Annotated in this window: 22 protein-coding genes; 8 read left to right on the forward strand and 14 right to left on the reverse strand. The window is 70.5% G+C overall.

Going from position 1 to position 23,710, the window contains the following annotated elements:
* Positions 1 to 67 precede the first annotated feature (67 nt).
* The 3 genes from ABZU75_RS15050 to glgC all read right to left on the reverse strand — a co-directional run bounded on the left by ABZU75_RS15050 (position 68) and on the right by glgC (position 4,960).
* Complete coding sequence (locus ABZU75_RS15050) at positions 68 to 3,010, reverse strand: BTAD domain-containing putative transcriptional regulator (RefSeq protein ID WP_355554144.1); 2,943 nt, start codon at positions 3,008 to 3,010, stop codon at positions 68 to 70.
* 26 nt (positions 3,011 to 3,036) lie between these two features.
* Positions 3,037 to 3,501, reverse strand: coding sequence for a signal peptidase I (gene lepB / locus ABZU75_RS15055; protein WP_355554147.1), 465 nt, complete (start codon positions 3,499 to 3,501; stop codon positions 3,037 to 3,039).
* A gap of 232 nt (positions 3,502 to 3,733) precedes the next feature.
* Complete coding sequence (gene glgC / locus ABZU75_RS15060; protein WP_355554150.1) at positions 3,734 to 4,960, reverse strand: glucose-1-phosphate adenylyltransferase; 1,227 nt, start codon at positions 4,958 to 4,960, stop codon at positions 3,734 to 3,736.
* 49 nt (positions 4,961 to 5,009) lie between these two features.
* Between glgC and glgA the strand changes: the two genes are divergently transcribed.
* The gene (glgA, locus tag ABZU75_RS15065) at positions 5,010 to 6,209 is read left to right on the forward strand and encodes a glycogen synthase (protein WP_355554153.1); all 1,200 of its coding nucleotides are present in this window, start codon (positions 5,010 to 5,012) and stop codon (positions 6,207 to 6,209) included.
* An 8-nt stretch (positions 6,210 to 6,217) separates the two neighbouring features.
* Here glgA and ABZU75_RS15070 read toward each other — a convergent pair whose 3' ends face one another.
* A complete protein-coding gene (locus ABZU75_RS15070) occupies positions 6,218 to 6,583 on the reverse strand; it encodes a PH domain-containing protein (RefSeq protein WP_350919960.1) in 366 nt (121 codons plus the stop codon).
* Positions 6,584 to 6,679: 96 nt separating this feature from the next.
* Between ABZU75_RS15070 and pgeF the strand changes: the two genes are divergently transcribed.
* Positions 6,680 to 7,366, forward strand: coding sequence for a peptidoglycan editing factor PgeF (pgeF, locus tag ABZU75_RS15075; protein ID WP_350920069.1), 687 nt, complete (start codon positions 6,680 to 6,682; stop codon positions 7,364 to 7,366).
* A gap of 89 nt (positions 7,367 to 7,455) precedes the next feature.
* Here pgeF and ABZU75_RS15080 read toward each other — a convergent pair whose 3' ends face one another.
* The 3 genes from ABZU75_RS15080 to ABZU75_RS15090 all read right to left on the reverse strand — a co-directional run bounded on the left by ABZU75_RS15080 (position 7,456) and on the right by ABZU75_RS15090 (position 9,451).
* Positions 7,456 to 7,863, reverse strand: a complete 408-nt coding sequence (locus ABZU75_RS15080) for a nitroreductase family deazaflavin-dependent oxidoreductase (RefSeq protein WP_355554157.1) — start codon at positions 7,861 to 7,863, stop codon at positions 7,456 to 7,458.
* A gap of 67 nt (positions 7,864 to 7,930) precedes the next feature.
* Positions 7,931 to 8,758: a CbiX/SirB N-terminal domain-containing protein gene (locus ABZU75_RS15085; protein ID WP_350919954.1), complete on the reverse strand. Its 828-nt coding sequence runs from the start codon at positions 8,756 to 8,758 to the stop codon at positions 7,931 to 7,933.
* A gap of 135 nt (positions 8,759 to 8,893) precedes the next feature.
* Positions 8,894 to 9,451, reverse strand: coding sequence for a GNAT family protein (locus ABZU75_RS15090; RefSeq protein ID WP_350919951.1), 558 nt, complete (start codon positions 9,449 to 9,451; stop codon positions 8,894 to 8,896).
* A gap of 260 nt (positions 9,452 to 9,711) precedes the next feature.
* Here ABZU75_RS15090 and ABZU75_RS15095 point away from each other — a divergent pair, with 260 nt between their 5' ends.
* Complete coding sequence (locus ABZU75_RS15095; protein WP_355554162.1) at positions 9,712 to 10,824, forward strand: alpha/beta hydrolase; 1,113 nt, start codon at positions 9,712 to 9,714, stop codon at positions 10,822 to 10,824.
* 14 nt (positions 10,825 to 10,838) lie between these two features.
* Here ABZU75_RS15095 and ABZU75_RS15100 read toward each other — a convergent pair whose 3' ends face one another.
* Complete coding sequence (locus ABZU75_RS15100) at positions 10,839 to 11,264, reverse strand: Lrp/AsnC family transcriptional regulator (RefSeq protein ID WP_355554259.1); 426 nt, start codon at positions 11,262 to 11,264, stop codon at positions 10,839 to 10,841.
* A 149-nt stretch (positions 11,265 to 11,413) separates the two neighbouring features.
* On the opposite strand from ABZU75_RS15100, the gene ABZU75_RS15105 reads away from it, so the two are divergent.
* Positions 11,414 to 12,268, forward strand: coding sequence for a tryptophan 2,3-dioxygenase family protein (locus ABZU75_RS15105; RefSeq protein ID WP_355554165.1), 855 nt, complete (start codon positions 11,414 to 11,416; stop codon positions 12,266 to 12,268).
* 330 nt (positions 12,269 to 12,598) lie between these two features.
* On the opposite strand, the gene ABZU75_RS15110 is transcribed toward ABZU75_RS15105, so the two are convergent.
* The 5 genes from ABZU75_RS15110 to ABZU75_RS15130 all read right to left on the reverse strand — a co-directional run bounded on the left by ABZU75_RS15110 (position 12,599) and on the right by ABZU75_RS15130 (position 19,470).
* Positions 12,599 to 13,408, reverse strand: a complete 810-nt coding sequence (locus tag ABZU75_RS15110; protein ID WP_355554168.1) for a DNA-formamidopyrimidine glycosylase family protein — start codon at positions 13,406 to 13,408, stop codon at positions 12,599 to 12,601.
* 32 nt (positions 13,409 to 13,440) lie between these two features.
* On the reverse strand, positions 13,441 to 13,854 hold the full coding sequence (locus ABZU75_RS15115) for a DUF2809 domain-containing protein (protein ID WP_355554171.1): 414 nt from the start codon (positions 13,852 to 13,854) through the stop codon (positions 13,441 to 13,443).
* A gap of 61 nt (positions 13,855 to 13,915) precedes the next feature.
* Complete coding sequence (locus ABZU75_RS15120; RefSeq protein ID WP_355554174.1) at positions 13,916 to 14,230, reverse strand: L-rhamnose mutarotase; 315 nt, start codon at positions 14,228 to 14,230, stop codon at positions 13,916 to 13,918.
* A 54-nt stretch (positions 14,231 to 14,284) separates the two neighbouring features.
* Positions 14,285 to 15,577 carry a M1 family metallopeptidase gene (locus tag ABZU75_RS15125; protein WP_355554177.1) on the reverse strand — a complete coding sequence of 431 codons (1,293 nt, stop codon included), beginning with the start codon at positions 15,575 to 15,577 and terminating at the stop codon, positions 14,285 to 14,287.
* 32 nt (positions 15,578 to 15,609) lie between these two features.
* Positions 15,610 to 19,470, reverse strand: coding sequence for a Pls/PosA family non-ribosomal peptide synthetase (locus ABZU75_RS15130; protein WP_355554180.1), 3,861 nt, complete (start codon positions 19,468 to 19,470; stop codon positions 15,610 to 15,612).
* Positions 19,471 to 19,855: 385 nt separating this feature from the next.
* Here ABZU75_RS15130 and ABZU75_RS15135 point away from each other — a divergent pair, with 385 nt between their 5' ends.
* Positions 19,856 to 20,371: a methyltransferase gene (locus ABZU75_RS15135; RefSeq protein WP_355554183.1), complete on the forward strand. Its 516-nt coding sequence runs from the start codon at positions 19,856 to 19,858 to the stop codon at positions 20,369 to 20,371.
* Positions 20,372 to 20,401: 30 nt separating this feature from the next.
* Here ABZU75_RS15135 and ABZU75_RS15140 read toward each other — a convergent pair whose 3' ends face one another.
* Positions 20,402 to 21,388: a helix-turn-helix transcriptional regulator gene (locus tag ABZU75_RS15140; protein WP_355554186.1), complete on the reverse strand. Its 987-nt coding sequence runs from the start codon at positions 21,386 to 21,388 to the stop codon at positions 20,402 to 20,404.
* A gap of 261 nt (positions 21,389 to 21,649) precedes the next feature.
* On the opposite strand from ABZU75_RS15140, the gene ABZU75_RS15145 reads away from it, so the two are divergent.
* The 3 genes from ABZU75_RS15145 to ABZU75_RS15155 all read left to right on the forward strand — a co-directional run bounded on the left by ABZU75_RS15145 (position 21,650) and on the right by ABZU75_RS15155 (position 23,696).
* The gene (locus ABZU75_RS15145) at positions 21,650 to 22,018 is read left to right on the forward strand and encodes a hypothetical protein (RefSeq protein WP_355554189.1); all 369 of its coding nucleotides are present in this window, start codon (positions 21,650 to 21,652) and stop codon (positions 22,016 to 22,018) included.
* 151 nt (positions 22,019 to 22,169) lie between these two features.
* Positions 22,170 to 22,331, forward strand: coding sequence for a hypothetical protein (locus ABZU75_RS15150; RefSeq protein WP_355554192.1), 162 nt, complete (start codon positions 22,170 to 22,172; stop codon positions 22,329 to 22,331).
* A 66-nt stretch (positions 22,332 to 22,397) separates the two neighbouring features.
* Positions 22,398 to 23,696 (forward strand): SidA/IucD/PvdA family monooxygenase, encoded by a 1,299-nt coding sequence (locus tag ABZU75_RS15155; protein WP_355554195.1) that lies wholly within the window; start codon positions 22,398 to 22,400, stop codon positions 23,694 to 23,696.
* Positions 23,697 to 23,710: the final 14 nt, after the last annotated feature.

A 23,710-nucleotide genomic window follows, 5' to 3' on the forward strand; every position in this document is an offset into this window, starting at 1 on the left:
CCTTCATCGAGCGATGTGGGCAGCCGAAACGCTATTTTGGGGACGTACAGCCGCCGATACAGCCGAGCTATAACCGGGCGGTGAGCAGCATCTCCAGCACCGGATCGCGCCGCATCCCGGGCATCGCGAAGAGGACCTCGGCCCTGTGGGCGTCCTCCGCCGCCGCATGCGAGTCACCCAGCGCGGCACGCGCCCTGGCGAACTGGCGAGTGGCGGCGGCCTGGCCGTAGGTGTCACCGACCTGAGCGGTCAGCTCCAGCGTCTGGGCCAGGTCGGCCACAGCCGCGGCGGGATCACCGTGCCGTAGCCAGATCTCGGACCTGCTGAGCAGCACTTCCCACTCGTCCTCCCGGTTACCGGTCTCCCGGCAGCGGCTCAGCGCGTCCTCGAACGTGGCCAGTGCCTCGCCGCGACGATCGAGCAGGCAGTAGGCACGGCCGAGCGCGGCCAGGGTGATGCTCTCCCCGTACAGGTCACGGTCCGCCCTCCGGACGGACAGGCACCGTTCGAAGCAATCGGCTGCCTCTGTCGAACGGCCGAGCTGGAGCAGGACCTCGCCCAGGTTGTGCCTGACCATGCCGGCCCGGTTCGACCCATGTGCCTCGATCAGCCGCAGCCCCGCGGTGATGTGGTCGAGGGCGTCATCGAGATCACCGGTGCGCATGCTCAGCCAGCCGAGGTTGTGCAGCGCCAGCCCTTCGGCCTCCTGGTCGCCCAGGTCGCGCCGGAGTTCGAGGGCGCGGTGCAGGCAGTGGCGAGCGGCGTCGATCCGGCCGGTGCGCCATTCCACCACCCCCAGCGTCGTCAGTGTGAACGCCTCACCGGTCGTGTCACCATGCCGCCGCGCCACCTCGATGGCGAGCCGGGCCATGGTCTCAAGCTCCCGCCAGTGACCGCACTTCGTCGCCCGAGCTCTGACCAGCGGCATCAGATCGGTGACGAAGCGAGCGACTTCGGGCTCCCCGGTCGCCGCCTGGGTGACGGCCGCGACCAGGCACGGCACCTCGGTTTCGAACCACTGCACCGCCTCCGCAGGGCTCCGGAAGGCCACGCCTGTGTCCCGTCCGTCCGGCGGGCCCGCTTTTGGCCGCAGGTGCGGTTCCACCAGGTCGCTCACCTGCCGGCACAGATCGAGGTACCAGTCCAGTGCGCGCCGGACGGCCCGTACCCGATCAGTCGGCAGATCCTCGGCCACGGCCAGCTCGGCGGCGAACAGCCTGAGGAGGTCGTGCATGCGAAATCGCCCGTCGCCGACCGGCTCCAGCAGGCGAACTTCCGTCAGCTCGTCGAGCGCCGCCTCGGCCACCTTCGGCTCGACGTCGAGCAGTGCGGCGGCGAGCTCAAGGCTGACCTCCGGTACATCGAGCACTCCGAACAGCCGGAAGGCGCGCGCCGCCGCGCTCACGCCGCTCCTCAGCGTTTCGTAGCTGATCTCAAAGCAGGATCGGATGGCCAGGTCAGCGGCCTGCAACTCGTCCAGGCGACGCTGCCGGCTCCGCAGCCGCTCGCCGAACCGCTCGAGCGACCAATCGGGGCGGGCGGCCAGACGGGCGCCGGCGATGCGCAACGCGAGTGGGTGATAGCCGCACCGGCGGGTGATGCCGGCCGCCGCCTCGGCCTCGGCGGTCACTCGCGACCGACCCGCCAGCTGCGCGAGCATCCGCACCGAGTCCGCCTCGTCGAGCACCCCGACGGCGACCTGCACGGCCTCCATGGTGGTCAGCGCCGCCCGGCTGGTGACCAGCGCCGCGCAGCCGCCGCTCGCCGGCACCAACGGCGCGACCTGGGCGGCGTCGACGGCGTTGTCAAGAACGATCAGGACTCGCCGGTCGGCCAGCAGAGACTGGTAATGGGTGGCCGCTTCCGCCGGCGCCGCGGGGATGTCGCCGTGCGGCACTCCCAGGGCCCGTAGGAAACGGCCGAGCACCTCGGCGGGCTGCAATGGCGGCAGGCCTGGACTCGATCCCTGCAGGTCGACGTAGAGCTGGCCGTCGGCGTAGCGGTCGGCCACGGCGTACGCCGCCCGCAGCGCCAGCGTCGACTTGCCGACTCCGCCGGGGCCGTGCAGCGTCAGGACCGGCGGTGCGATACCCGCCTCCGGATGGCCGCGCAGCACGGTGAGCATCCGGTCGAGTTCGGCCGACCGGCCGACGAACATCGTCGGCTCCCGCGGCAGCTGACGTGGCCGGGGGCGCCCGTCCGCGGCCGTCGGCGGTCTGGCCGGGTTCCCGCCGGTCGGTGGCCTGCTCGGCGACATCAGATCCGCGTCCCTGCGCAGGACCGCCTGGTGTAGCCGGCGCAGGTCCGGGCCGGGGTCGAGCCCGAGTTCCTCGGCCAGGGCCCGGCGAGCCATCCCGAACACGTCCAGCGCACCGACCACGTCGCCGCACCGGTACAACGCCACCATCAGCTGGCCGTACAGCCGCTCCCGCAGCGGATGTCGCCTGATCAGCTCGCGCAGTCGCCTGACCACTGTCGCGTGCCCGCCCAGCATGAGCTGGATCTCCGTGTGCTCCTCCACCGCGCTCAGATACTGGTCGCTGAGGCGGGCGACCACCTCCCGCATGGTCGGCCCCAGCGGCACGTCCTCGGCCGCCGTCCCTCGCCACAGCGCGAGAGCTCGGGCGTACGCGTCCTGCGCGGTGTCGAGGTCCCGGCGGGTCAGCGCCTGGCGACCGTGCGCGGACAGCGCCTCGAACTGGGAGAGATCGAACTCGGCAGGATCGACCCGCAGCAGGTAGCCGGCCTCCGTGGTGACCAGCTGCTCGTCGGCCGGATCATCGGCGGGGGTCACCAGCCTGCGCAACTGCATGAGGTAGGTGCGCAGGTTCGCCACCGCCGAGTGGGGTGGTCGTTCGTCCCACACCTCCGCCACCAGTGAACGGACCGGGACGACGTGCCCGGCATGTGCGAGCAGCATGGCGAGGACGGTGCGTTGTTTCGGTGCCGCGATCTGTACGGGTGAACCGTCGACCTCGATCCGCATCGGCCCAAGGAGTCGAAACCTCAAGGTCATTCCTTCCTCGCCGGCGTCGACTACAGGGCCGGTCCGCCCAACCGGCGCAGCGCGACACCGAGCACCTGGTCCGCGGGAAAGAACCCACGTTGCCGGGAGTCGACACTGCCCGCCGGGTTGTCACCGAGGACCACCATCGCCCCGGAAGGCACCTGAGCCACGCCGGCATTGGCCGCGATCCCCGCCGGCACCGGATCACCGGGCAACGCGGTGACCCGTTTGATGTTCCAGCGTCGGCCGTCCGGACCGGACGGCCCGGGCATGTATCGACCGGAAGGATCCAGCGGAGGCTCAAGCACGACGACATCGCCCCGGCCCACCTGATCGAGCCGTCGCCGCCGCACCAGGACGCGGTCACCGTCGGTCAGCGTCGGCGTCATACTCGTTCCGTCAACGGTGATCACCACATAGCTTCGGCGGGCCCAGAAAGCAGCTGCGGCCAGGAGGAGAACACCGAAGAGCAGCACACCGATGATCAACGTCACCGTACCTTTCCGCTGCCGGCCCGAGGAAGGGCCGATCCGTTCCGGGGAAACGATCTCCGTTGCGGTGGGACTTGTCAACCTACGGTTCCGGCGCGGTCCAGGTGTGGTAAAGCCGCCAGCGGTCGGCGACGGCTTGTGGCGCTCCCGGATCCGGGGCAGGGCCGAGGTCGTGGATGGTGGGGATCGCGCCCTGGCCCGACCGTCGACGTCGTCCGAACCGGGCGGGGCCGGGTCAGCGTTCGACGATCTCGTTCTTGCCGATGACGACGACGCCGCTCCTGGTCACCGCGAACCGGCTGCGGTCGTACTCGAGATCGAAGCCGATCCTGGCGCCGTCCGGGATGATCACGTTCTTGTCGATGATGGCCTTGCGGATGATGGCGCCCCGGCCCACCTTCACGTTGCCCATCAGGACCGAGTCCTCGACCTGGGAGTGGGAGTGCAGCACCACGCCGGGGGAGAGGATCGAGCGCTCCGCCAGCCCACCGGAGACGATCACGCCCGAGGAGACCAGGGAGTCGATCGCCCGGCCCACCCGGTCGCCGTCGTTGTGCACGAACTTGGCCGGGGGAAGCGGATCGTGGCCGGTGTAGATGGGCCAGCGATCGTTGTAGAGGTTGAAGACCGGATGCGCGGCGATGAGGTCCATGTGGGCCTCGTAGTAGGCGTCGAGCGTTCCGACGTCCCTCCAGTAGCCCCGGTCGCGCTCGGTGGAGCCGGGCACGATGTTGTCGGCGAAGTCGTAGACCTCCGCGCTGCCCGACTTCACCATCATCGGGATGATGTTGCCGCCCAGGTCGTGCTTGCTCGTCGGGTCGAGCGCGTCCTCCCTGAGCGCGTCGATCATCGCCTGGGTCTTGAAGACGTAGTTGCCCATCGACGCGTAGACCTGGTCGGGCGCGTCCGGCAGGCCCACCGCGTCCTTCGGCTTCTCGCGGAACGCGACGATCCGCCGCCCCGCCGGGTCCGCCTCGATGACCCCGAACTGGTCGGCGAGGGAGAGCGGCTGCCGGATCGCGGCCACGGTCACGTCGGCCCCGGTCTCGATGTGCTGCTCCACCATCTGCCGCGGGTCCATGCGGTAGATGTGGTCGGCGCCGAACACGATGACGTGGTCCGGCATCTCGTCGTAGATCAGGTTGAGGTTCTGGAACAGCGCGTCGGCGGAGCCGGAGAACCAGCGTGGCCCGAGACGCTGCTGGGCGGGGACCGGGGTGACGTAGTTGCCGAGCATCGCCGACAGGCGCCAGGTTCGGGAGATATGCCGGTCGAGACTGTGGTTCTTGTACTGCGTCAGCACGACGATCTGAAGGTAGTGACCGTTGGCCAGGTTGGACAGCACGAAGTCGACGAGCCTGTATATCCCCCCGAAAGGCACCGCGGGCTTCGCTCGATCAGCTGTCAGAGGCATGAGCCTCTTACCTTCTCCGCCGGCGAGCACGATCGCGAGGACTCTCATATGTGGACCTTAACCTGATGAACAGGGATGAAAACACTAGGCTAATCGTATGCGAGTGGATCTGCTGACCCGTGAATATCCCCCCGACGTGTACGGAGGTGCGGGAGTCCACGTTGAGTACCTCGCCCGGGAGCTGCGCAGGCTCGCCGACACCCGGGTCCGTTGCTTCGGAGCGTCACGGCAGGAGGAGGGCGTCGCGGCCTACCGGGTGCCCGGCGGCCTGGAGGCGGCCAACGCCGCGCTCCAGGTGCTCGGTGTCGACCTGGAGATGGCCGCCGGATGCGAGGGCGCGGACCTGGTCCACAGCCACACCTGGTACGCCAATTTCGCCGGCCACGTGGCCAAGATGCTGTACGGAACGCCCCACGTGGTGACCACGCACAGCCTGGAGCCGCTGCGGCCGTGGAAGGCCGAGCAACTGGGCGGCGGTTACACGCTGTCGTCGTGGGCCGAGCGCGGCGCGCTGGCAGGCGCCGACGCGATCATCGCGGTCTCGGAGGGGATGCGCCGCGATGTGCTGGCGAGTTACCCCGAGATCCCGCCGGAGAGGGTCACGGTGATCCACAACGGGATCGACACCGGGGAGTACGCCCCCGACCGCGGCACCGACGCCCTGGTCCGGCACGGCATCGACCCGAGCCGGCCGTACATCGTCTTCGTCGGGCGCATCACCCGGCAGAAGGGCCTCGTCCACCTGCTCCACGCGGCCCGTGACTTCAACTCCGACGCTCAGCTGGTGCTGTGCGCGGGCGCGCCCGACACCCCGGAGATCGCCGCCGAGGTGACCGAACTGGTGCGCGGGCTCGATCGTGAGGGCGTCGTCTGGATCTCGGAGATGCTGCCCCGCCCCGAGGTGATTCAGATTCTCACCCACGCGACGGTGTTCGTCTGCCCCTCGGTCTACGAGCCGATGGGCATCGTCAACCTGGAGGCCATGGCCTGCGAGACCGCGGTCGTGGCCACCGCCACCGGTGGCATCCCCGAGGTGGTGGCCGACGGCTCCACCGGCCTGCTGGTCCCGATCGACCAGGCGGCCGACGGCACCCCGCACGACCCCGGCGTCTTCGCCGCCGACCTCGCCGAGCGGGTCAACCGGCTGCTGGCCGACCCGGCCCTCGCGGCCCGGATGGGCGAGGCAGGGCGCCTCCGCGCGGTGGAGCACTTCTCCTGGGAGCGCATCGCCGAGCGGACCATGGAGCTCTACCGGCAGGTCGCGGACGGCCGGACGACGGCTTCCGCCGGGAGATGAGGGATTCCTCAGGCGGCGATGAAGTGCAGGATCACGTTGTGCACGTGGTGCGCCTTGTTGTCGCCCCGGAACTCCACCTCGTAGGTGTGGGTGCCCACGTGGATGGCGATGGCACCGGAGGAGAAGAAGGAGCCGGCGAGCGACTTGTTGCTCACCACGCTCACCGCTGAGACCCTGGAGTAGGGAATGCTGGTGATGGCGATCCTCTTGCCGACGAACGACTTGTCCTGCACGATCACACGCTTGTCGGTGAGCCCCAGGAAGCCGGTGCCCGTGCCGATGGCGTCGTAGACCGCGATGATCTGCTCGCCGGGCATGAGACCGCTCGCGATCTGCTGGTACTGCTCCTTGCGGTCGTACACAACCTCCGCCATGACGCTCGCAATCTCTCGGGGGATCTGTGTTCCTGTGAAACGAACGTCCGGGGAACGAGGTTCCTGGGCGAGTAAGGTCGGGCCGTGAACTTTCAGATGAGGATCACCGATCGTCATGGTGGCGTCAGCGCCGAGCCGTACAGCAGCCGCAACCTCGGAGGGCTGTGCGGTGACGAACCGGGCGCGGTCGCGGCGAACAGGGCTAGGACGGCCGCCGAGTTCGGCCTGGAACGGGTCGTGTTCATGCGGCAGGTTCACAGCGCCGACGTCCGTTACGTCAGCGAGCCGTTCGGTGACGACCCGCCGCCGCTGGACGGGATCTGCACCGACGTGCCGGGTCTCGGCCTGGCCGCGCTCTGCGCCGACTGCGCGCCCGTCCTGCTGGCCGAGCCACGGGCGGGCCTGGTAGGGGCCGCGCACTCAGGAAGGGTCGGCACCGTGTCCGGTGTGGTCACGGCCCTGGTCGAGGAGATGGCCAAGCGCGGTGCGGACCCGGCGAGGATGACCGCCCTGATCGGCCCGATGGCCTGCGGCACCTGCTACGAGGTTCCGGCCGAGCTACGCGAGGAGGTCGCGGTGCACCTCCCCGAGGCGTGGTCGATCACCTCCAGGGACACTCCGGCACTGGACCTGCGGGCCGCGATCACCTCGCAGCTCGGCAGGGCGGGTGTCGGAGAGATCATCCACGACACCCGCTGCACCATCGAGACCGCCGACCTGTTCTCGCACCGCAGGGAGGGCACGACCGGCAGGTTCGCGGGTTACGTCTGGCTGGAGCCCTGACCCGGTTCTCACCCCGGTCCCACCTCACAGGGCGATGCGCTCCGGCGCGACCGAACGTGGTGGAACCCGGCCGGTCGCCGTAACGCCGGTCATGCGGTGACGCGTTCCAGCACGACCACCGGAATCTCCCGGCCGGTCTTCGTCTGGTACTCGTCGTAGGCGGGCCAGGCCGCCGTCATGATCTGCCAGAGTTCGGGCTTCTCCTCCGGGGCGGCGGTGCGCGCCCTGGCCGTGAAGCGGTCGCCCAGCACCTGGACCCCGACCTCGGGGTCGGCCTGGAGATTGAGGTACCACAGCGGAGGGTTGTCGGCACCGCCCTTGGAGGCCACCACGAGGAAGTCGTCGCCGTGGCGCTGGTAGATGAGCGGGGTGTCGTGCCGTTCGCCGCTCCTGCGACCGGTGGTGGTGAGGATCAGGGTGGTGGTGCCCTGCCACTCGTGTCCTTCTGCACCATCGGTCGCCTGGTACCGCGCAACGTGTTCTTTTCCGTACAGCATGATCTGTCCCCTCTGACAACTTACGCAGGTCATTACCCGTCAGAGGGGATCCGTCACCTCGGGTCACTCAGTCCGCCGACAGGATGCTTCCGTAGGCGCGGGCGGCCAGATCCGCGATCAGGTCGTGGGAGCCGAGGAGGTCGGCGCACTCGGCCCCGATCTCCTCGGCCGCCGCGCTCGCGAGCCCCGGGGCCGCCTCGGGACCCAGGACGCACGGGGACAGGGCGATCCGCTGGGCGCCGATGCCGCGGAGCCGCCCGGCGGCGTCGGCTACGGCGGGTGCGCTGTCCAGCGAGGCGACCAGGACGGGCAGCGTCAGCCGAGAGGCCAGCAGCACGGCCGTCGGCTGTGCCTCCGCCGCCGCGTTCTCTCCGCCGACGGTGGCGAGGATGACCGCGTCGACCGGGGTGTCGACCGGATTGGAGACGTTGAGCAGCCGCATCCGGTCGGCCCGGGCCAGGCTCTTCTCCGACAGCCGGATGTGCAGTGCCTCGGCGAGCAGCGGGTGCGGCCCCAGCGGGTCGGTGACCGTCACCGGCACGCCGCTGGCCGCGACAGCCATGGAGATCAGCCGGTCCGCGACCGGGTGCGGGCCGGTCAGCAGCGGTACCACGATGGCGGCTGTGGCGTCCTCGGGCCGTTCCCTGGCCGCTGACTCCAGTTCGGAGGTCAGCTCCTTGGCGTCCTCGCCGAGCCCGGCCAGTCTGACCTGGATCTGCGGGTTGTCCACCCGGATGAGGGCCGCGAGCTCCGCGGCGGTGCCGGAGGCGTCGCCGAGCGTGGCCAGCACCAGTGCCGGCGCCTCGGGCGGGAGCTGGGAAGGCACGGGCCTGCGGTGCCTGCCGGAGGGCCGTACCGGGCGCCCTCGTACGGGGAGGATGGGACTCTCACTCACATGCGCGGACTCTAGGGCCATTTGACTCTTCCCGTGACCGGAAACGGCGGCATTTCCGTCACAACATTCTGAAAGGTGGGGTGCGCGGGATCATCGGTGTCTTCCTTCGGTGCGCGGCCGGGGGATCCTCCGAGGTCAGACATCGCGGTGGCCTTCCCATTCGTCCTCCAGGGCCGAGTGCACGATGGAGTCGCGCCAGGCTCCGCGGGCTCGGACGTGGTGCCTGATCCTGCCCTCCTCGACCATTCCGGCGACCAGCATCGCCAGCTGGGCGGCGGTGTTGGCCGGGGAGCGGGCACCCCAGATGCGGTGCAGGCGCAGGTCGCGGAAGCCGAACGCGAGGATCAGCCGGATCAGGTCGGTGCCGATGCCCCGGCCCCAGTGGTCGGGGCGGAGCCCGAGGCCGATCTCCGCGCTGTGCGGGTGGTCGGCCTCGATGTGCAGCCTGGCGACGCCGAAGGCCTCGCAGCCGTCGAGGTCGGTCACCGCCAGTACGTAGAGACGCCGGGGCTCGGTCTCCGAGGACTTCATCGCCTCGATGATCGACTCTTCGACCTCCTCGCGGGTGCGGGGGTCGAACGGCAGGTGCTCGGTGGCAGTGGGGTCGCCGTATACCGCGTGCAGGGCGTCCACGTCCGCGATGGTGACTTCCCTCAACCGGAGTCTCTTGCCCGAGATCTCAACGTGGCGCATGCGCAGACGCTAACCTCTCGGGAGTTCCAGGACCAGAGATCATTCCAATAAGCGGACATACCATCATTTAATGATCTTATATGCGCCGCTTCGCGCCTGCCCAGGCCCAGGAAGCCATGTGGCTCCGGCGTCGGCCTGCGCCGCCTTCGCCTCGGCCTCGGCGGTCCCCGCGGAGATCTGCCTGGGCGACGCCGAGGAGCTGCTGATACGGGCGTATATCCGCGGACCGTAATCACGGAGTAATGCGGCAGAATGGGCGAATGATTCCTTCGAATCTGCATGTGCTCGTGGTCACCGGCCCAGGCCTGGTCGCGGACCTCCGCCTGCTCACCGAGGTGGCCGACCGTGAGTTCGCGGCCCTCGGGGTCGGCGGGACGGTGTCGATGACCTCCGACCTGCCGGGCTTCCGGGCGGCGCTGGAGTCTCCCGGCGCCCTGGTCGTCATGCCGGGTCCGGATCCGGGGGCCCGCGGCCTGTTCGCCGAGTATCCCGAGGCGGTCTGGCTCGACCTGACGAAGTCCGAGGCCCCGCTCCCCGGGGCGGCGGACGGCGCGTCGGGCACCCACCTGCGCGGGCGGGGAATCTGGGGGCTGACCTGGGCGATCAGGCACGCCGTACACCGGCTGCGCCGACCGGCGCACCGGGTCGCCTATGGTGATCACCCCGACCAGTGGGCGGAGATACGGCCGCCGTACGGGACCCCGGGGCAGGCGCCCTCGCCCGAGGCCGACGGACAGACGCCCGTCGCGGTGCTGCTGCACGGCGGTTTCTGGCGCTCGATCTGGGGCGCGGACCTGATGGACGCGCTCGCCATCGACCTCGCCGAGCGCGGGTTCGCCGCCTGGAATCTCGAATACCGCCGCCCCGACCTGCACGGCTGGGACGCGACCACCTCGGACGTCGCCCGGGGCATCGCTCTCGCGGCACAGGGCGCCCACGGCCCGCTCGTGGTGATCGGCCACTCCGCGGGCGGGCAACTCGCCCTCCGCGCCGCCGCCGACGACCATCGGATCTCCCTGGCGGTCTCCCTGGCGGGGGTGCTCGACCTGGCCGAGGGGGACCGCAGGCAGATGAGTTCCGGCGCGGTCGCCGCGGCGCTCGGCGGATCCGCCGCCGAGGTGCCCGAGACCTACCTGCGGTCGGGGCCGCTGGAGCGACTCCCGCTGGGAGTGCCCCAGCTCATCGTGCAGGGGGGTGGGGACGACCTGGACCTGGTCGACTTCAGCCGTCGCTACGCGCGAGCCGCTCAGGAGTCAGGCGATCAGGTGATATATCTCGAAATGTCGGGTGATCATTTCGATGTCATCGACCCCGCGTCGCCGATCTGGCGGGCCACCGCCGGGGCGATCGCCGAGCACGGCAAGGTCACCTGACGCGGCGGTGGGTCTCAGCCGGACGACAGGGGGCGCCAGGGGACGGGGCTGGACAGCACCATCATGCTCGACGGGTGACCGTACGGAGCGAGCCGGTCGATCATCTCCTCGAATGTCGTCATCGAGGAGGTGACGACCCGCAGCAGGCAGCAGGCGTCACCGGTCACCCGGTGCACCTCAAGGATCTCCGGCCAGGCCAGTGCCTGCTCGTCGCGGAGCACGCAGCGGGGGCCGTAACACGACATCCTGATCAGGGCGGCCACCCCGCGCCCGGCCCGTGACGGGTCGACCCGGGCGTGGTAACCGGTGATCACCCCGGTCTCCTCCAGCCGCCGTACCCGCTCCGCCACCGCCGGGGCGGACAGGTGCACCCGCCGGGAGAGCTCGCTGTAGGACAGCCGCGCGTCCTGCTGCAACTCGGCCAGCAGTGCCCAGTCCATCGCGTCCACGATCACGCTCCGTCATGCCGTAAGTTGATCTGCCTGATGCCTTCCGTTCCGAAGGCACAACCCAATAATCACCTTTCCTGCATTATTTTCGTACAGACCGATACGGAGCACTATGGGGGTGTACAGGCGTAGGAGGAGCGATGACCGCTATCAAGCAGCTCACGGAGCAGGACCGCAAGGCGCGCGCGGAGGCCAACGACGGGCTGCCGACCCTGGGCTTCGAAGCCGGCACGCCCTACGACGAATACGTGGGCACCGCCGCCCTTCATGATCTTCAACACACCGTCACCGACGCCCCGGAGGAACTGGCGTTCCTGGTCACCACACAGGTGATGGAGCTCTACTTCGGACTGCTCCGCTCGGAGTGGCGTCTGGCCCAGCGGCAGCTCGACGAGGACGACGTCAACGCCGCGACGTGGACGATCAGGCGCACGGTACGGCACTTCGAGGCGCTCAACGCCGCCTGGGCCGCGCTGAGCTGGCTGACCCCGGCGCAGTTCAACACCTTCCGCGACGCCCTCGGCGAGGGATCGGGTTTCCAGTCCGCGCTCTACCGCCATGTGGATTTCCTGCTCGGCAACAAGTCCGAGGCGCTCATCAGGCCGCACCGCCGCAATCCCGAGGCGCACCGGGAGCTGGTGGAGGCGCTGCACCGGCCGAGCCTCTACGACTCGGTGCTCGCCATGCTCGCCCGCGCGGGCCACGCGATCCCCACCTCGGTGCTCGAACGCGACCTCGCCGCGGAGTACGAGCCAAGCGCCGAGGTCGAGGCGGTCTGGGCCGAGGTCTACGCCGGGCCGCTCGCCCCGCTGGCCGAGACGCTGACCGACCTGGCCGAGCAGTTCTCCGACTGGCGCTACCGGCACCTGATGGCGGTGCGCCGCTCGATGGGCGCCAAGCCCGGCTCCGGCGGATCCAGCGGCCTGAGCTGGCTGGAGCGGAGCATGCGGCGGGAGGTCTTCCCCGAACTCTGGACGGCCCGCACCCTGATGTGAGTGCGTCCGACCAGAGCCGGTCGAGACGGTCAGGTTCGCCGCCAGGGCGAGTAACGCCGCGGACCCATGATCCTTTTAGCATTCATGATCGGCAGCGTGGCACGGAACACTTGTCGGTTACTTAAGAATGACTAGGCCACACCGGCACGGTGCGGAGAGCGTCGCCCACGTGCTTGCCGAACCGGCCGCCGGTGACCGCGGACGGTCGGCCCGGCGGGAGCGCCGAGGGGGAAACGACAGGGGGGCCGCCGGTTCTTGGTGCCCGCTTGGAGATTGTTTGATCTCGCCCAGGTTCGCGGCCCGAACCCGCTCCCGCCCGGTGCGGCGCCGTCAGCCGGTCTGGCAGGCCGGGCACCAGAAGAGGTTGCGCCCGGCGAGCACCTGCGTGCGCACCTCGGTGCCGCAGAGGAAGCAGGGCATGCCGGAACGCCGGTAGACGTAGACCTCGCCACCGTGGTCGTCGACGCGGGGCGGACGGCCCATCGCCTCCGGAGTGTGCTCGGGCCTGACCGTGTCGATGCGGCCCACCCGGACACCGTCGGCCATCAGCAGCACCAGATCCGCCCAGATCGCCTCCCACTGCTCGTGGGTGAGGTCGCGGCCGGGCCGTGACGGGTCGACGCCCTGCCGGAACAGTGCCTCGGCCCGGTAGATGTTCCCCACGCCCGCGACGACCGACTGGTCCATCAGCAGGACCCCCACGGAGGTGCGGCTGCGGCCGATCCGCCGCCAGGCCGATTCGGGATCGGCGTCCGCGCGCAGCGGGTCGGGTCCGAGTCTGGCGTGCAGCGCGGCCTTTCCCGCCGGGTCGAGCAGTTCGCAGGTGTTGGGGCCACGCAGGTCCGCGTACTCGCCGGTATTGCTCAGGCGTAGCCGCACCATCCCGGTCGGCGCGGGCACGGGAACCGGGCCGAAGGCGTACTTGCCGTAGATGCCCAGGTGGATGTGGAGCCACCGCTCGTCGTCGAAGCCGAGTAGCAGGTGCTTGCCGTGGGCGTCGGCCTCGGTGAGCACCCGCCCGTCGATCCGCAGCGCCCCGGCGGCGAACCGCCCCTGGGGGCTTTCCGCGCGGACCTCGCGGCCGCCGAACGCCCGCCGATGCTCTTCGGCCAGTCGATGAATGGTGTGTCCTTCAGGCATGGTCCCGAAATCATACGGCCCCCCGGTGATGGTCAGGGCGGCGTGGTCACCGGCTCGGGGTGGTGCTCACGCCGTCGCCTGAGCAGGGTGTGGGCCGAGGCGACGAGGGCGGCCCCGGCCGCGTAGGCCACCAGGTCGGCCGCGCCGAACGTGCTGCCGAGCACCAGCCTGGCCACCACGCTCACCTCGGAGAGCGCGGCCGGCACGGGTGTCAGCTGGGCGAGCTCGACCGCCCAGCTGAACGCCAGCGCGCCGAGCGCGGCCCGCGCCGGCGTGATCCGGGGCCACACCAGCACGATCAGCGCGTACACCAGCACGGTGTAGAGGGCGTCGCCCGCGTACTTGCCGAACCAGCCGCCGGTGACCGCGCGGACGGTCAGCCCGGCGGCGATGGTCAGGGCCGCGGCGAGCGCGGCGAGCAGACGGGTGCGCTGGGCGGGAGGCATCCACCCACGATAGCGATCGCGTCCCCGGCCGCGCCGGACACCGTTCGGAGGGGAGCGGGGCTCAGGGCAGTCGCCACACCGCGGGCAGACCCTTGCCCGCGCCGTCCTTGGAGTAGTCGTGCGTGACCTCGAGCAGTTCGGCCATCCGGGCCTGCCAGGTGATGTTCACCGGCAGGGCGGCCAGCGACGAGAGCAGCGCCTCGTAGTCGTCGCACTCGATCACGTGGAACAGGTCCTGGCCGCTGCGCCAGATCGTCCACTCGTGCGCGCCGCCCCGCTTGATGGCCTCGACCAGTTCGGCGGGCACCTCCCGGTGCGCCTGGTCGTACTCGGACTCCCTGCCAGGCTTGACCCGGGTGTGCAGCGCGACGCGCATGTTGTACCTCCACGAAGTTGTAGACCGTTATAGCAGTGGTCCGATGTATGGGGGTCAGGGAAGGGATGGCAGGCGGCGGTCGTGCAGCCAGCCCGCGAACAGCCTGTCCAGCGGTCGCACCGTGCGGCGCGTGGCCAGCGCGGTGAACGCCTCGGTGGTGACGCTCCCGTGGCGGTGCCCGGCCGTCCACTCCCGCAGCAGCGCGAAGAAGGGATCGTCGCCGATGGTGCGCCGGAGCGCGTGCAGGGTGAGCGCGCCGCGCCGGTAGACGCGGTCGTCGAACAGGCGACGGGGACCGGGGTCGGCCAGGACGAAGTCCTGGGGGAGGTCGGAGAGCAAACGGTGCCAGTGGCGCGCGTGGTCATCGGATGACAGGCCGCCGGAGTTCTCCGACCAGATCCACTCCGCGTAAGAGGCGAACCCCTCGTGCAGCCAGATGTCGCGCCAGTCGGTCACCGTCAGGCTGTTGCCGAACCACTGGTGGGCCAGCTCGTGGGCGACCAGCCGCTCCTCGCCCCGTCTGCCGTCCACGTGGTTCACCCCGAAGATCGACATGCCCTGTGCCTCGACCGGGATCTCCAGCTCGTCGTTCACGACCACCACGGTGTAGGAGCCGAACGGGTAAGGGCCGAACCGCTCGCGGAAGACCTCCATCATCCGGCCCTGACGCTCGAAGTCGTGGCGCACCCGCGAGGCGTGCCCGGCGGGGAAGACCAGCTCCATCCCCGGGCCCAGCTCGGCCCGCTGGTAGCGGCCGATCTGCACGCTCGCCAGGTAGGAGGCCATCGGCTCGATCTGCTCGTACACCCATGTGGTCGTCGAGGCCGCCCGCCGCCGCGCGACCAGCTCCCCGTTGGCGATCACCTGGTACGCGGAGGCGGTGGTGACCGAGATCCGGTAGGTGGCCTTGTCATCGGGCCGGTCGTTGCACGGGAACCACGACGGAGCCCCGATCGGCTGGCTGGCCACGATGACGCCGTCGGTGAGCTGTTCCCAGCCGAGCCCGCCCCAGTGGCTGGTCACCGGCTGGGGACTGCCCGCGTAGTGGACCTCGACGGTGAAGGGGCCGGGTCGCAGCCCGACCGGCGACAGGTGGAGCTTGCCTCCGCGATGGGTGAAGCGCACCCGCGCGCCGTCGACCAGCACCCCGTTCACACGCAGGGCACCCAGATCGAGGGAGAGCCGGGTGAGCTGCCGCAGCGCCACGGCGGAGATCCGGGCGACGCCACCCAGGCGGTTCGGGCCCACCCGGTAGTCGAGGGTCAGGTCGTAGTGCTCCACCCGGTAGCTGTCGTCGCCGTGCGTGGGGAAGTACAACTTGGGGGTAAAGGGCGTGCTCAGAACCACACCGGCTTCCTCTGTTCCACTCTCTTCGTGCGTTATCCCCGCCGGGCCCATGCCGCGATCGGGTTGCCGAACCAGCGGGTCCCGGCGGGCACGGACTCACCGCGCATCACCAGGGAGGCCGGTCCAACCGTGGTGTTCTCCCCGATCGCCGCCGCGGGCAGGATCACCCCGTGGGGCCCGAGTGTCGATCCGTCCCGCATGACGACAGTATCGATGCTCATCACGCGGTCGTGGAACAGATGAGTCTGCAACACGCATCCCCGGTTCACCGACACCCCGTCGCCCAGGCTGACCAGGTCGACCTCGGGCAGCCAGTACGTCTCGCACCACACGCCCCGGCCCACGCGCGCGCCCAGGGAGCGCAGCCACACATTCAGCGGGGCCGTCCCCAGCCAGCGCTGGGCGAACCAGGGCGCGGCCAGTACCTCCACGAAGGTGTCGGCCAGTTCGTTGCGCCACACGAACGAGCTCCACAGTGGCCGGTCGCCCACTGCGATCCGGCCCACCAGCGCCCACTTGGCCACGGTGGCGACCGCCGCGGCGAGCACCCCGCCGCTCAGCACCACCACGCCCGACAGGACGATCGCCGCCGCGAAGCCGTACGCCCTGGCCAGCCACTCCAGGGCCGCCGCCACGAGCACGGCCACGGCGACGGTGCACATCACCGGGACGACGCGGCACACCTCGACCGCGGCGCGGGCGACCTTCAGTCTCGGCGGCGGATCGTAGGTGCGGCTCCGGTCGATCTCCTCGGTGGCCCTGCGCAGCTCCACCGGTGGCATGCCCAGGTAGGACGAGCCCGCCTTGGCCTTCTTCGGCGCCGCCGACAGCACCGCGACCAGGCCGTCCTTGGGCACCTTGCGCCCCGGCGCGGTCATCCCCGAGTTGCCGAGGAACGCGCGTTTGCCGATTCGCACATGGTCGACCCGCAGCCGGCCGCCCTCCAGCTCGTACGGCGCCACCATCGTGTCGTCGGCGAGGAAGGCGCCGTCCCCGACGGAGGTCATCGACGGCAGCGCCAGCACCGTCGACAGCTCCACGTCCCGGCCGACCTTCATCCCCAGGGCGCGCAGCCAGGCGGGGGTGGCCATGCTCGCGTACAGCGGGAACAGCCAGACCCGCGCCATCGACATCAGCAGGCCCGTCGCCCACGCCTGCCAGGCCTGGCGGCTGTGCACCGGGTGCTGCCCGGCGTGCAGGCCGGCCGAGAGCAGCCGCACCGAGGCAACGGTCAGCAGGACGAGGGTGGCCGTGGAGACGACGGTGGCCGTGGGCACCCCGGAAAGGACGGAGGTCAGGGAGGGGGCGCCGCCGCGCAGCAACACGGCGAGGCCGGGCAGCATGGCGATCACCGGGAAGAGGCCCAGGACCGGCGCGGACAGCCCGTAGACCGCGACCCAGCGCCACGAGCGCGGCGGACGGTCGGCCGACGGCTGGCGGGCCTTGCCCATCCGGCTCGCGGGCACGCCCGCCCAGCGCTCCCCGGATGGCACCGAACCTGCCACCGCCGAGCCGGGCGCGACCTGGGCGTTCTTGCCGATCTTCGCACCGGGGAACAGGGTGGTGCGGGCGCCGACCGTGGCGGAGGCGCCGATCTTGATCTCGCCGACACGTACCCGGTCGCCGTCGATCCAGTAGCCGCTCAGGTCGACCTCGGGTTCGACCGCCGCGTACTTGCCCAGCTTGAGCATCCCGGTTATCGGCGGCATCGAGTGCAGGTCCGCGTCATCGCCGACCTGGGCGCCGAGCGCCCGCGCGTAGTGGGTGAGCCACGGGGCGCTGGACACCTCGCCCACGCCGAGCCGCTCGGCGAGCCGCTCGGCGAACCAGAGCCGCAGATGCGTGCCGCCGCCTCGGGGGTAGGTGCCGGGTTTCAGCCCGCGCAGCAGCAGCCGGGCGCCGCCCGCGGCCAGCGCGATCCGCCCGGCGGGGTTGACGAACAGCAGCGCGCCCGCGAGCACCCACCACCACGAGACGGCCGGGGCCCAGGGTAGGCCCACCAGGTTGTTCAGCGCGGCCAGCGCCACCACCCAGCGCAGCGCGCCGGCGGTGAGCAGCGGGATGGTGAGCACCGTCTGTGCGATCGCGGCACGGCGCGGCACCGGCGTGACGATCCGGTCGGTGGTCACGATCTCCGGCGCGTCGAGTGCCGACAGGTGCCCGGCGAGCCGGGACAGCGTCGGGTTGTCGTAGACGTCGCCGACGGTGACCGCGGGGTAGCGGGTCCGCAGCGCCGAGACCAGCCTGGCCGCCGCGAGGCTGGTGCCGCCCTCGGCGAAGAAGTCGCCCTCGACGCCGCCGAGGATGTCCAGCCAGCACTCGGCCACCCACGGGTCGACGTCCGGCATCCCGGTAGGGGCCGGGCCGGACTTCTTGGGCGGCGGCCAGGGCAGGGCATCCCTGTCGATCTTCCCGGAGGTGCGCGTCGGCAGGTCGTCCACCAGAGCGATCCGGGGGAGCAGCGCGGCGGGCAGGGTGTGGCGGAGGCGGTCCCTGGCGTCCTGCTGGTCGAACTCCTCGCCGGGCACGACGTAGCCGACGAGCAGCTGGTGCCCGCCACCGGTCGTGCGGACCGCCGCGGCCGCCCCGGCGACCCCGGGCAGCGCCCGCAGGGCCGCGTCGACCTCGCCCAGCTCGATTCTGCGGCCGCCGAGCTTGATCTGCTCGTCCGCCCGCCCGACGAAGAGCAGTCCCTGCGGCTCGGCCCGTACCAGGTCGCCGCTGCGGTAGGCGCGCTCCCAGCCGAGCGATCCGAGCGGGGCGTACTTCTCGGCGTCCTTGGCCGGGTCCAGGTATCTGGCGAGCCCGACCCCGCCGATGACCAGTTCCCCGGTCTCGCCCATGGCCACCGGCTCACCGTCCTTGCCGACGACGGCCAGATCCCAGCCCGCCAGCGGCAGCCCGATCCGCACCGGCCCCTCCCCGGTCAGCGGCGCCGCGCACGCCACCACCGTCGCCTCGGTCGGGCCGTAGGTGTTCCACACCTCGCGCCCCGGCACGGCCAGCCGCTCGGCGAGTTCCGGCGGGCACGCCTCACCGCCGAAGATCAGCAGCCGTACGTCGTCGAGCGTCTCGACCGGCCAGAGCGCGGCCAGGGTCGGTACTGTCGACACGACCGTGATGCCCATGTCGACCAGCCACGGTCCCAGGTCCATGCCGGCGCGCACCAGCGCCCGCGGTGCCGCCACCAGGCAGCCGCCGTGCCGCCAGGCCAGCCACATCTCCTCGCAGGAGGCGTCGAACGCGACCGAGAGCCCCGCCAGCACCCGGTCACCGGGCCCGATGGGCTCCCCGGCCAGGAACAGCCGCGCCTCGGCGTCGACGAACGCTGCCGCGTTGCGATGGGTCACCGCCACGCCCTTGGGCTTTCCCGTGGACCCCGAGGTGAAGATGATCCACGCGTCGTCCTCGGGGCCGGGCCGCCCACCGTCGCCGTGAGACGGGACGGCCGGGCTGTGCGTCGGGTCGTGTGCCGGACCGCCGTCGAGAGGGGGGACGCCGGGGTCGCCGTAGGAGATGATCTTCCCGCCGTCGACGATGACGGAGCGGACTTCCGCCTCGCCGAAGACCAGCTCGGCCCGCTCGTCGGGGTCGTCGGCGTCGACCGGTACGTAGGCGGCGCCCACGGTGAGCACGGCGACGATCGCGACGTACAGACCGACGGTGCCCGAGGGGATCCGCACCCCGACCCGGTCGCCGCGCCCGACCCCGGCGGCCCGCAGCTCCAGGGCCATCCGCCCGGCCTCGGCCCGTAGGCCGGTGTAGTCGAGACGGGTCCGCCCGTCGTCCAGCGCGGCCGCGTGGGGGTGGCGCCGCGTGGTCTGGTCGAGGATGTCCAGCAGCGTCCTGGCCTGCGGCGCGGTCCCTCCCGGCAGGAGCGCCCGCGCTGGCACGTCGGTATCGGCTGGTAACGGACTCACGGTCTTCCCCCATGTGGTGTGAGGCCCTTCCGGCCGCGGAACAGCCTATGCGCACGGGGTTAACGCATTTCGGGTGCCTGGTTGTACGTCGTGTGAACCCCGCCTTTCCGATCACATTCCGGCTGGTCGGCCGCTCGGAGGAGGCCTCGCTCGAAGCGGGGTGCGCACCGTGTCCATCCGGTGCGGGACCGTGAGTTGGTGACGTTGGCCAGGGATCCGCGTCGTGCCTGTTGACGTCCTGCTGGCAGAGCTTAAACTCAACGCATAGTGAATTTTCTGTGGCGAACGGTGGCCGCGCTGTCGGCGGTGCTGTCGATGGCGCTGTCGTCGGCCGGTCGTGACACGGGAGTGTGACGCTGTGCGCAGGACACCCGCGGCCCTCGGAAGCACGATCTTCTTCGCGCTGGCGCCGGGCACCGTGGCCGGGTTCGTGCCCTGGTGGATCACCCGGTGGGAGACGGCGGACCCGATGCCGGCGGCGCCGTCCTGGGGCACGGTCTCGCTACGCCTCATCGGCGCGTCATTCGTCGTCGCCGGGGTCGTGGTGCTGGTCAGGGCATTCGTCCGGTTCGTAGTGGAGGGGCTGGGCACTCCCGCCCCGGTCGCACCGCCCGAGCGCCTGGTCATCGGAGGTCTGTACAGATACGTCAGGAATCCGATGTACGTGGCCGTCCTCGCGACGATCGGCGGGCAGGCGCTGCTCCTGGGCCGGCCCGTCCTGCTGCTGTACGGCGCCGTCACGGCCGCGGCCGTCGTCGCGTTCGTCCACTGGTACGAGGAGCCGAGTCTGCGCCGCAGGTTCGGCGCCGATTACGAGAGGTACCACGCGGCCGTGCCCGGCTGGTGGCCCCGTACGCGCGCCTACCACCCCTGACCTCCGGTCCGGCGGGAGGCGGAGCCGCCGTCACGGGCAGGGCAGCCACCCTCTGGTGGCCGCGAGGTAGCCGGCCTGGAAACGGCTGCGTGCTTCGAGCCGCTCCATCAGGTCGGCGGTGACACGACGCAGGGTGCGTACCGAGACGTCGAGCCTGCGGGCCACCGCCTCGTCGGTGAGTCCCGCGGAGAGCAGGCGGAGCACCTCGCGCTCCTGATGGCTGAGGCCCTTCTCGTCGCGTCTGCGCTCCTCACCGAGGGGGGTGGCGGCACCCCAGGTCTGCTCGAACAGCGCGACCAGGGCGGTGACGACGCCCGCGCCACGGAGCAGGACCGCGCCGACGCTGCTGTCCTCGGGATCCGTCGGCAGCAGGGCCACCCGGCGGTCGAAGACGAGCATGCGGAGCGGAAGACCGGGAGTGGTGCGCACCTGGCCGCCGCGGTCGGTGAGCCAGGCCGCGTACGCGCTGGTCGGCTGGTCGTTGCGGATGCTGTCGGTGTAGACGACGCGGATCGCCGCACCCCGGTCGAGCAGCGCCTCGTCCAGGGGACGGCTCGCCGCGATGTTGTCCGGCGTCTGGGCGCTCTTCGGCTCGAACCCGAGCAACTCCTGCCGGCACTCGGCGACCTGCTCCTCGATCCTGGTGCGGATCGTGTCGATGCCGACGAGTGACTCGGAGTCCCCGCCGGAGCGCGCCGGGTTCTGGTCGGCGTAGGCCGCGATCATCTGGGCGACGGCCATCCGGCTCCGCTCGATCTCCTGCTGCTTGGCCAGCAGCGCGGCCTCCTCGCGGGCCAGCAGCGCGGCCAGCCCCACCTCCGGCCGGACCAGGCGCAGCACGTCCGGCTCCTCCCAGGAGGGGCGCAGGAGCGACAGCTTGGCCAGCTCGTCCAGCGTGTTGCGGATTCGATGGACCGGCCAGCCCAGCTCAAGGCTCAGTTCCATCACGCCGTAGGAGGGATTCTCCAGGATGGTTCGGTAGACGGTTTCCTCGGCGGACCCGATGCCAAGCAGCATGAGCACGACTCCTCCACGGTTCGAGCATGACCAAGACCCGATCTGCGGGCAGGGCCCACGATGGTCTCAGCCTGAAACTAGCCAGGCGCAGTGACGACGGGGTTATGCGCTCGCCCCCCGGGGGGGCCGGAACGGCGGGTGGCGGGGGCAGGGGAGCCGCTCCCGGGCCGGCCCGCGGCACGCTGGCATGACCCTGCCACGTTAGGGACCTGCCAGGGGAAATACCTGTTCTATTCGCCACATGCCGACCACTGTCGATTCATGTATCTCATCAACGTGCGCCTACGCGCCCCCGAGATCGAAGGCCGCCTGGCCCCACCCGGCGGCCGGATGTCCGCGCGCGAGATCCGGCGTCTGCTCCTGGTACTGGCGGAGCCCGAGGAAGGGCTTGAGCACGTCTACGGCGAGGAGCGCGCCGGCGGCGTGGACCTCGGACTCTTCATTCGCAGACGCACCCTCGACGCCGCCGAGAGCGCGGCGGCCCGGCTCTGCGGGCGCTGTCTGGACGGTGTGCCCGAGCTCGCGGGCTGGTCGCTGCTGGGCTGCGGCACCGACCTCGCCCTCGCTCTCGCCCGTTTCGAGGCCTCCGGCGGCCAGGCCTGTCAGCGTCCTGCCATTGCAGCGCGCTGACAGCCCCAAGGCCTTCCGGAATACCCGGATATCAGCCAAGAATCGAAGTGTCAGAACAAAACGGGAAATGTCCGGTGAAAGTAAGCCGGAAGATCACCCGGGAAACAGTGAAAAGGGCGCCGATGATTACCGGCCGAAAGGAAGAAGAACAATGAATGCCGCGGTTTGTCCAGTCGCCCCCGTAATCGGCGTCCGCTCGCTCACCGCCATCCTCACGACCGCCGTGGCGGCCGCGGCCTCGACCGGGAAGAAGGCCGGTGGCCCCGCGGCGGCCGCGGCCCTCATCCTGGCCGGCGGAGCCGGCTGGCAGTGAGCCGACCAGGAGAAACCCATTCGTAACGGGCACCGTGCCCGAGAAGTCGTCCGGGAGGCGACCATCGTGAAGCACCAGGAAGTCGAGTTACTCGCTCTCGGCGCAGGGCCGTCCAACCTCGCCCTCGCCGTGGCTCTCGAAGAGCTCGCTCCGGAACTGGCAACCAGAACGCTGATCATAGAGCAGCACGAGAACGTGGCCTGGCAGCGGGGAATGCTGCTGCCCTGGACACAGAGCCAGGTCTCCTTTCTCAAGGACCTGGTCACCCTGAGGAACCCGCAGAGCAGGTTCTCCTTCGTGAATCACCTGCACTCGGTGGGAAGGCTTAGTGAATTCGTCAACCTGGGTAGTTTCACCCCGTACAGAATGGAGATTTCGAATTACCTGATCTGGGTCGCGGAGTCGCTCGCCCAGGTGCGCATCGAGTACGGCCGGCGTTGCGCGGCGGTCGAGCCGGTCCTGTCCGGTGACGGCCAGATCGAGCGCTGGATCGTCCGGCTCGCCGACGGCTCGACCATCGGCTGCCGCACCCTGGTGGTCGGCGCGGGCCGCGATGCGCACATCCCCGAGGTGTTCGAGACGCTTCCTCGCGAGCGGATCATCCACAGCACCGAGTACAGCAAGGGGATCGCCGGGCTGGACCACGACGCCCCGCACCGGGTCGCGGTCATCGGCGGCGCGCAGAGCGCGGCCGAGATGCTGTGGGCCACCCACCAGAGCATGCCCAACGCCGAGTGCACGATGATCATGCGCTCCATCGGCCTCAACGGCTACGAGAGCAGCAAGTTCACCAACGAGCTCTTCTACGCCTCCTTCGTCGACGAGTTCTACGAGTCGCGCCCCGAGGCCCGCCGCCAGCTCCTCAGCGAGATGCACCGGACCAACTACGCGGGTCTCTCCCCGGGCCTGCTCGAAAGCCTCTACCGGCAGATCTACCTGGAGCGCCTCACCGGACAGGAGAGGATCCGGATGATCACGATGGCCGAGATCTCTCAGGCCAGGATCGAGGGCGGCGAGATCGTCCTCACCCTCAGGGACAGGAAGAGCGGCCGTCACGACGAGCTGCCCTGCGACGTCCTGCTGCTCGGCACCGGCTTCGACCGCCGGATGCCCTCGCTCATCCGCGACCTGGCCACCAGGGCCGGCCTCGGCGAGATCGGCGTCGACCGTTTCTACAAGCTGGCCCTGCCCGCCGGGTCGAGCGCCGCCTGTTACCTGCAGGGCGTCAACGAGGACACGCACGGCATCGCCGACTCCCTGCTCAGCACGCTGGCCAACCGGGCGGAGGAGATCGTCGGCGACATCCAGGAGAGCCAGGCCACCGCCGAGCTCCTGTCACCGTTCGTCCTGCCGGTCGCCTCCTGATCCCCCAGACCCCC

The sequence above is a fragment of the Streptosporangium sp. NPDC005286 genome (assembly GCF_040607515.1).
In the GTDB taxonomy this organism is placed as follows: domain Bacteria; phylum Actinomycetota; class Actinomycetes; order Streptosporangiales; family Streptosporangiaceae; genus Streptosporangium.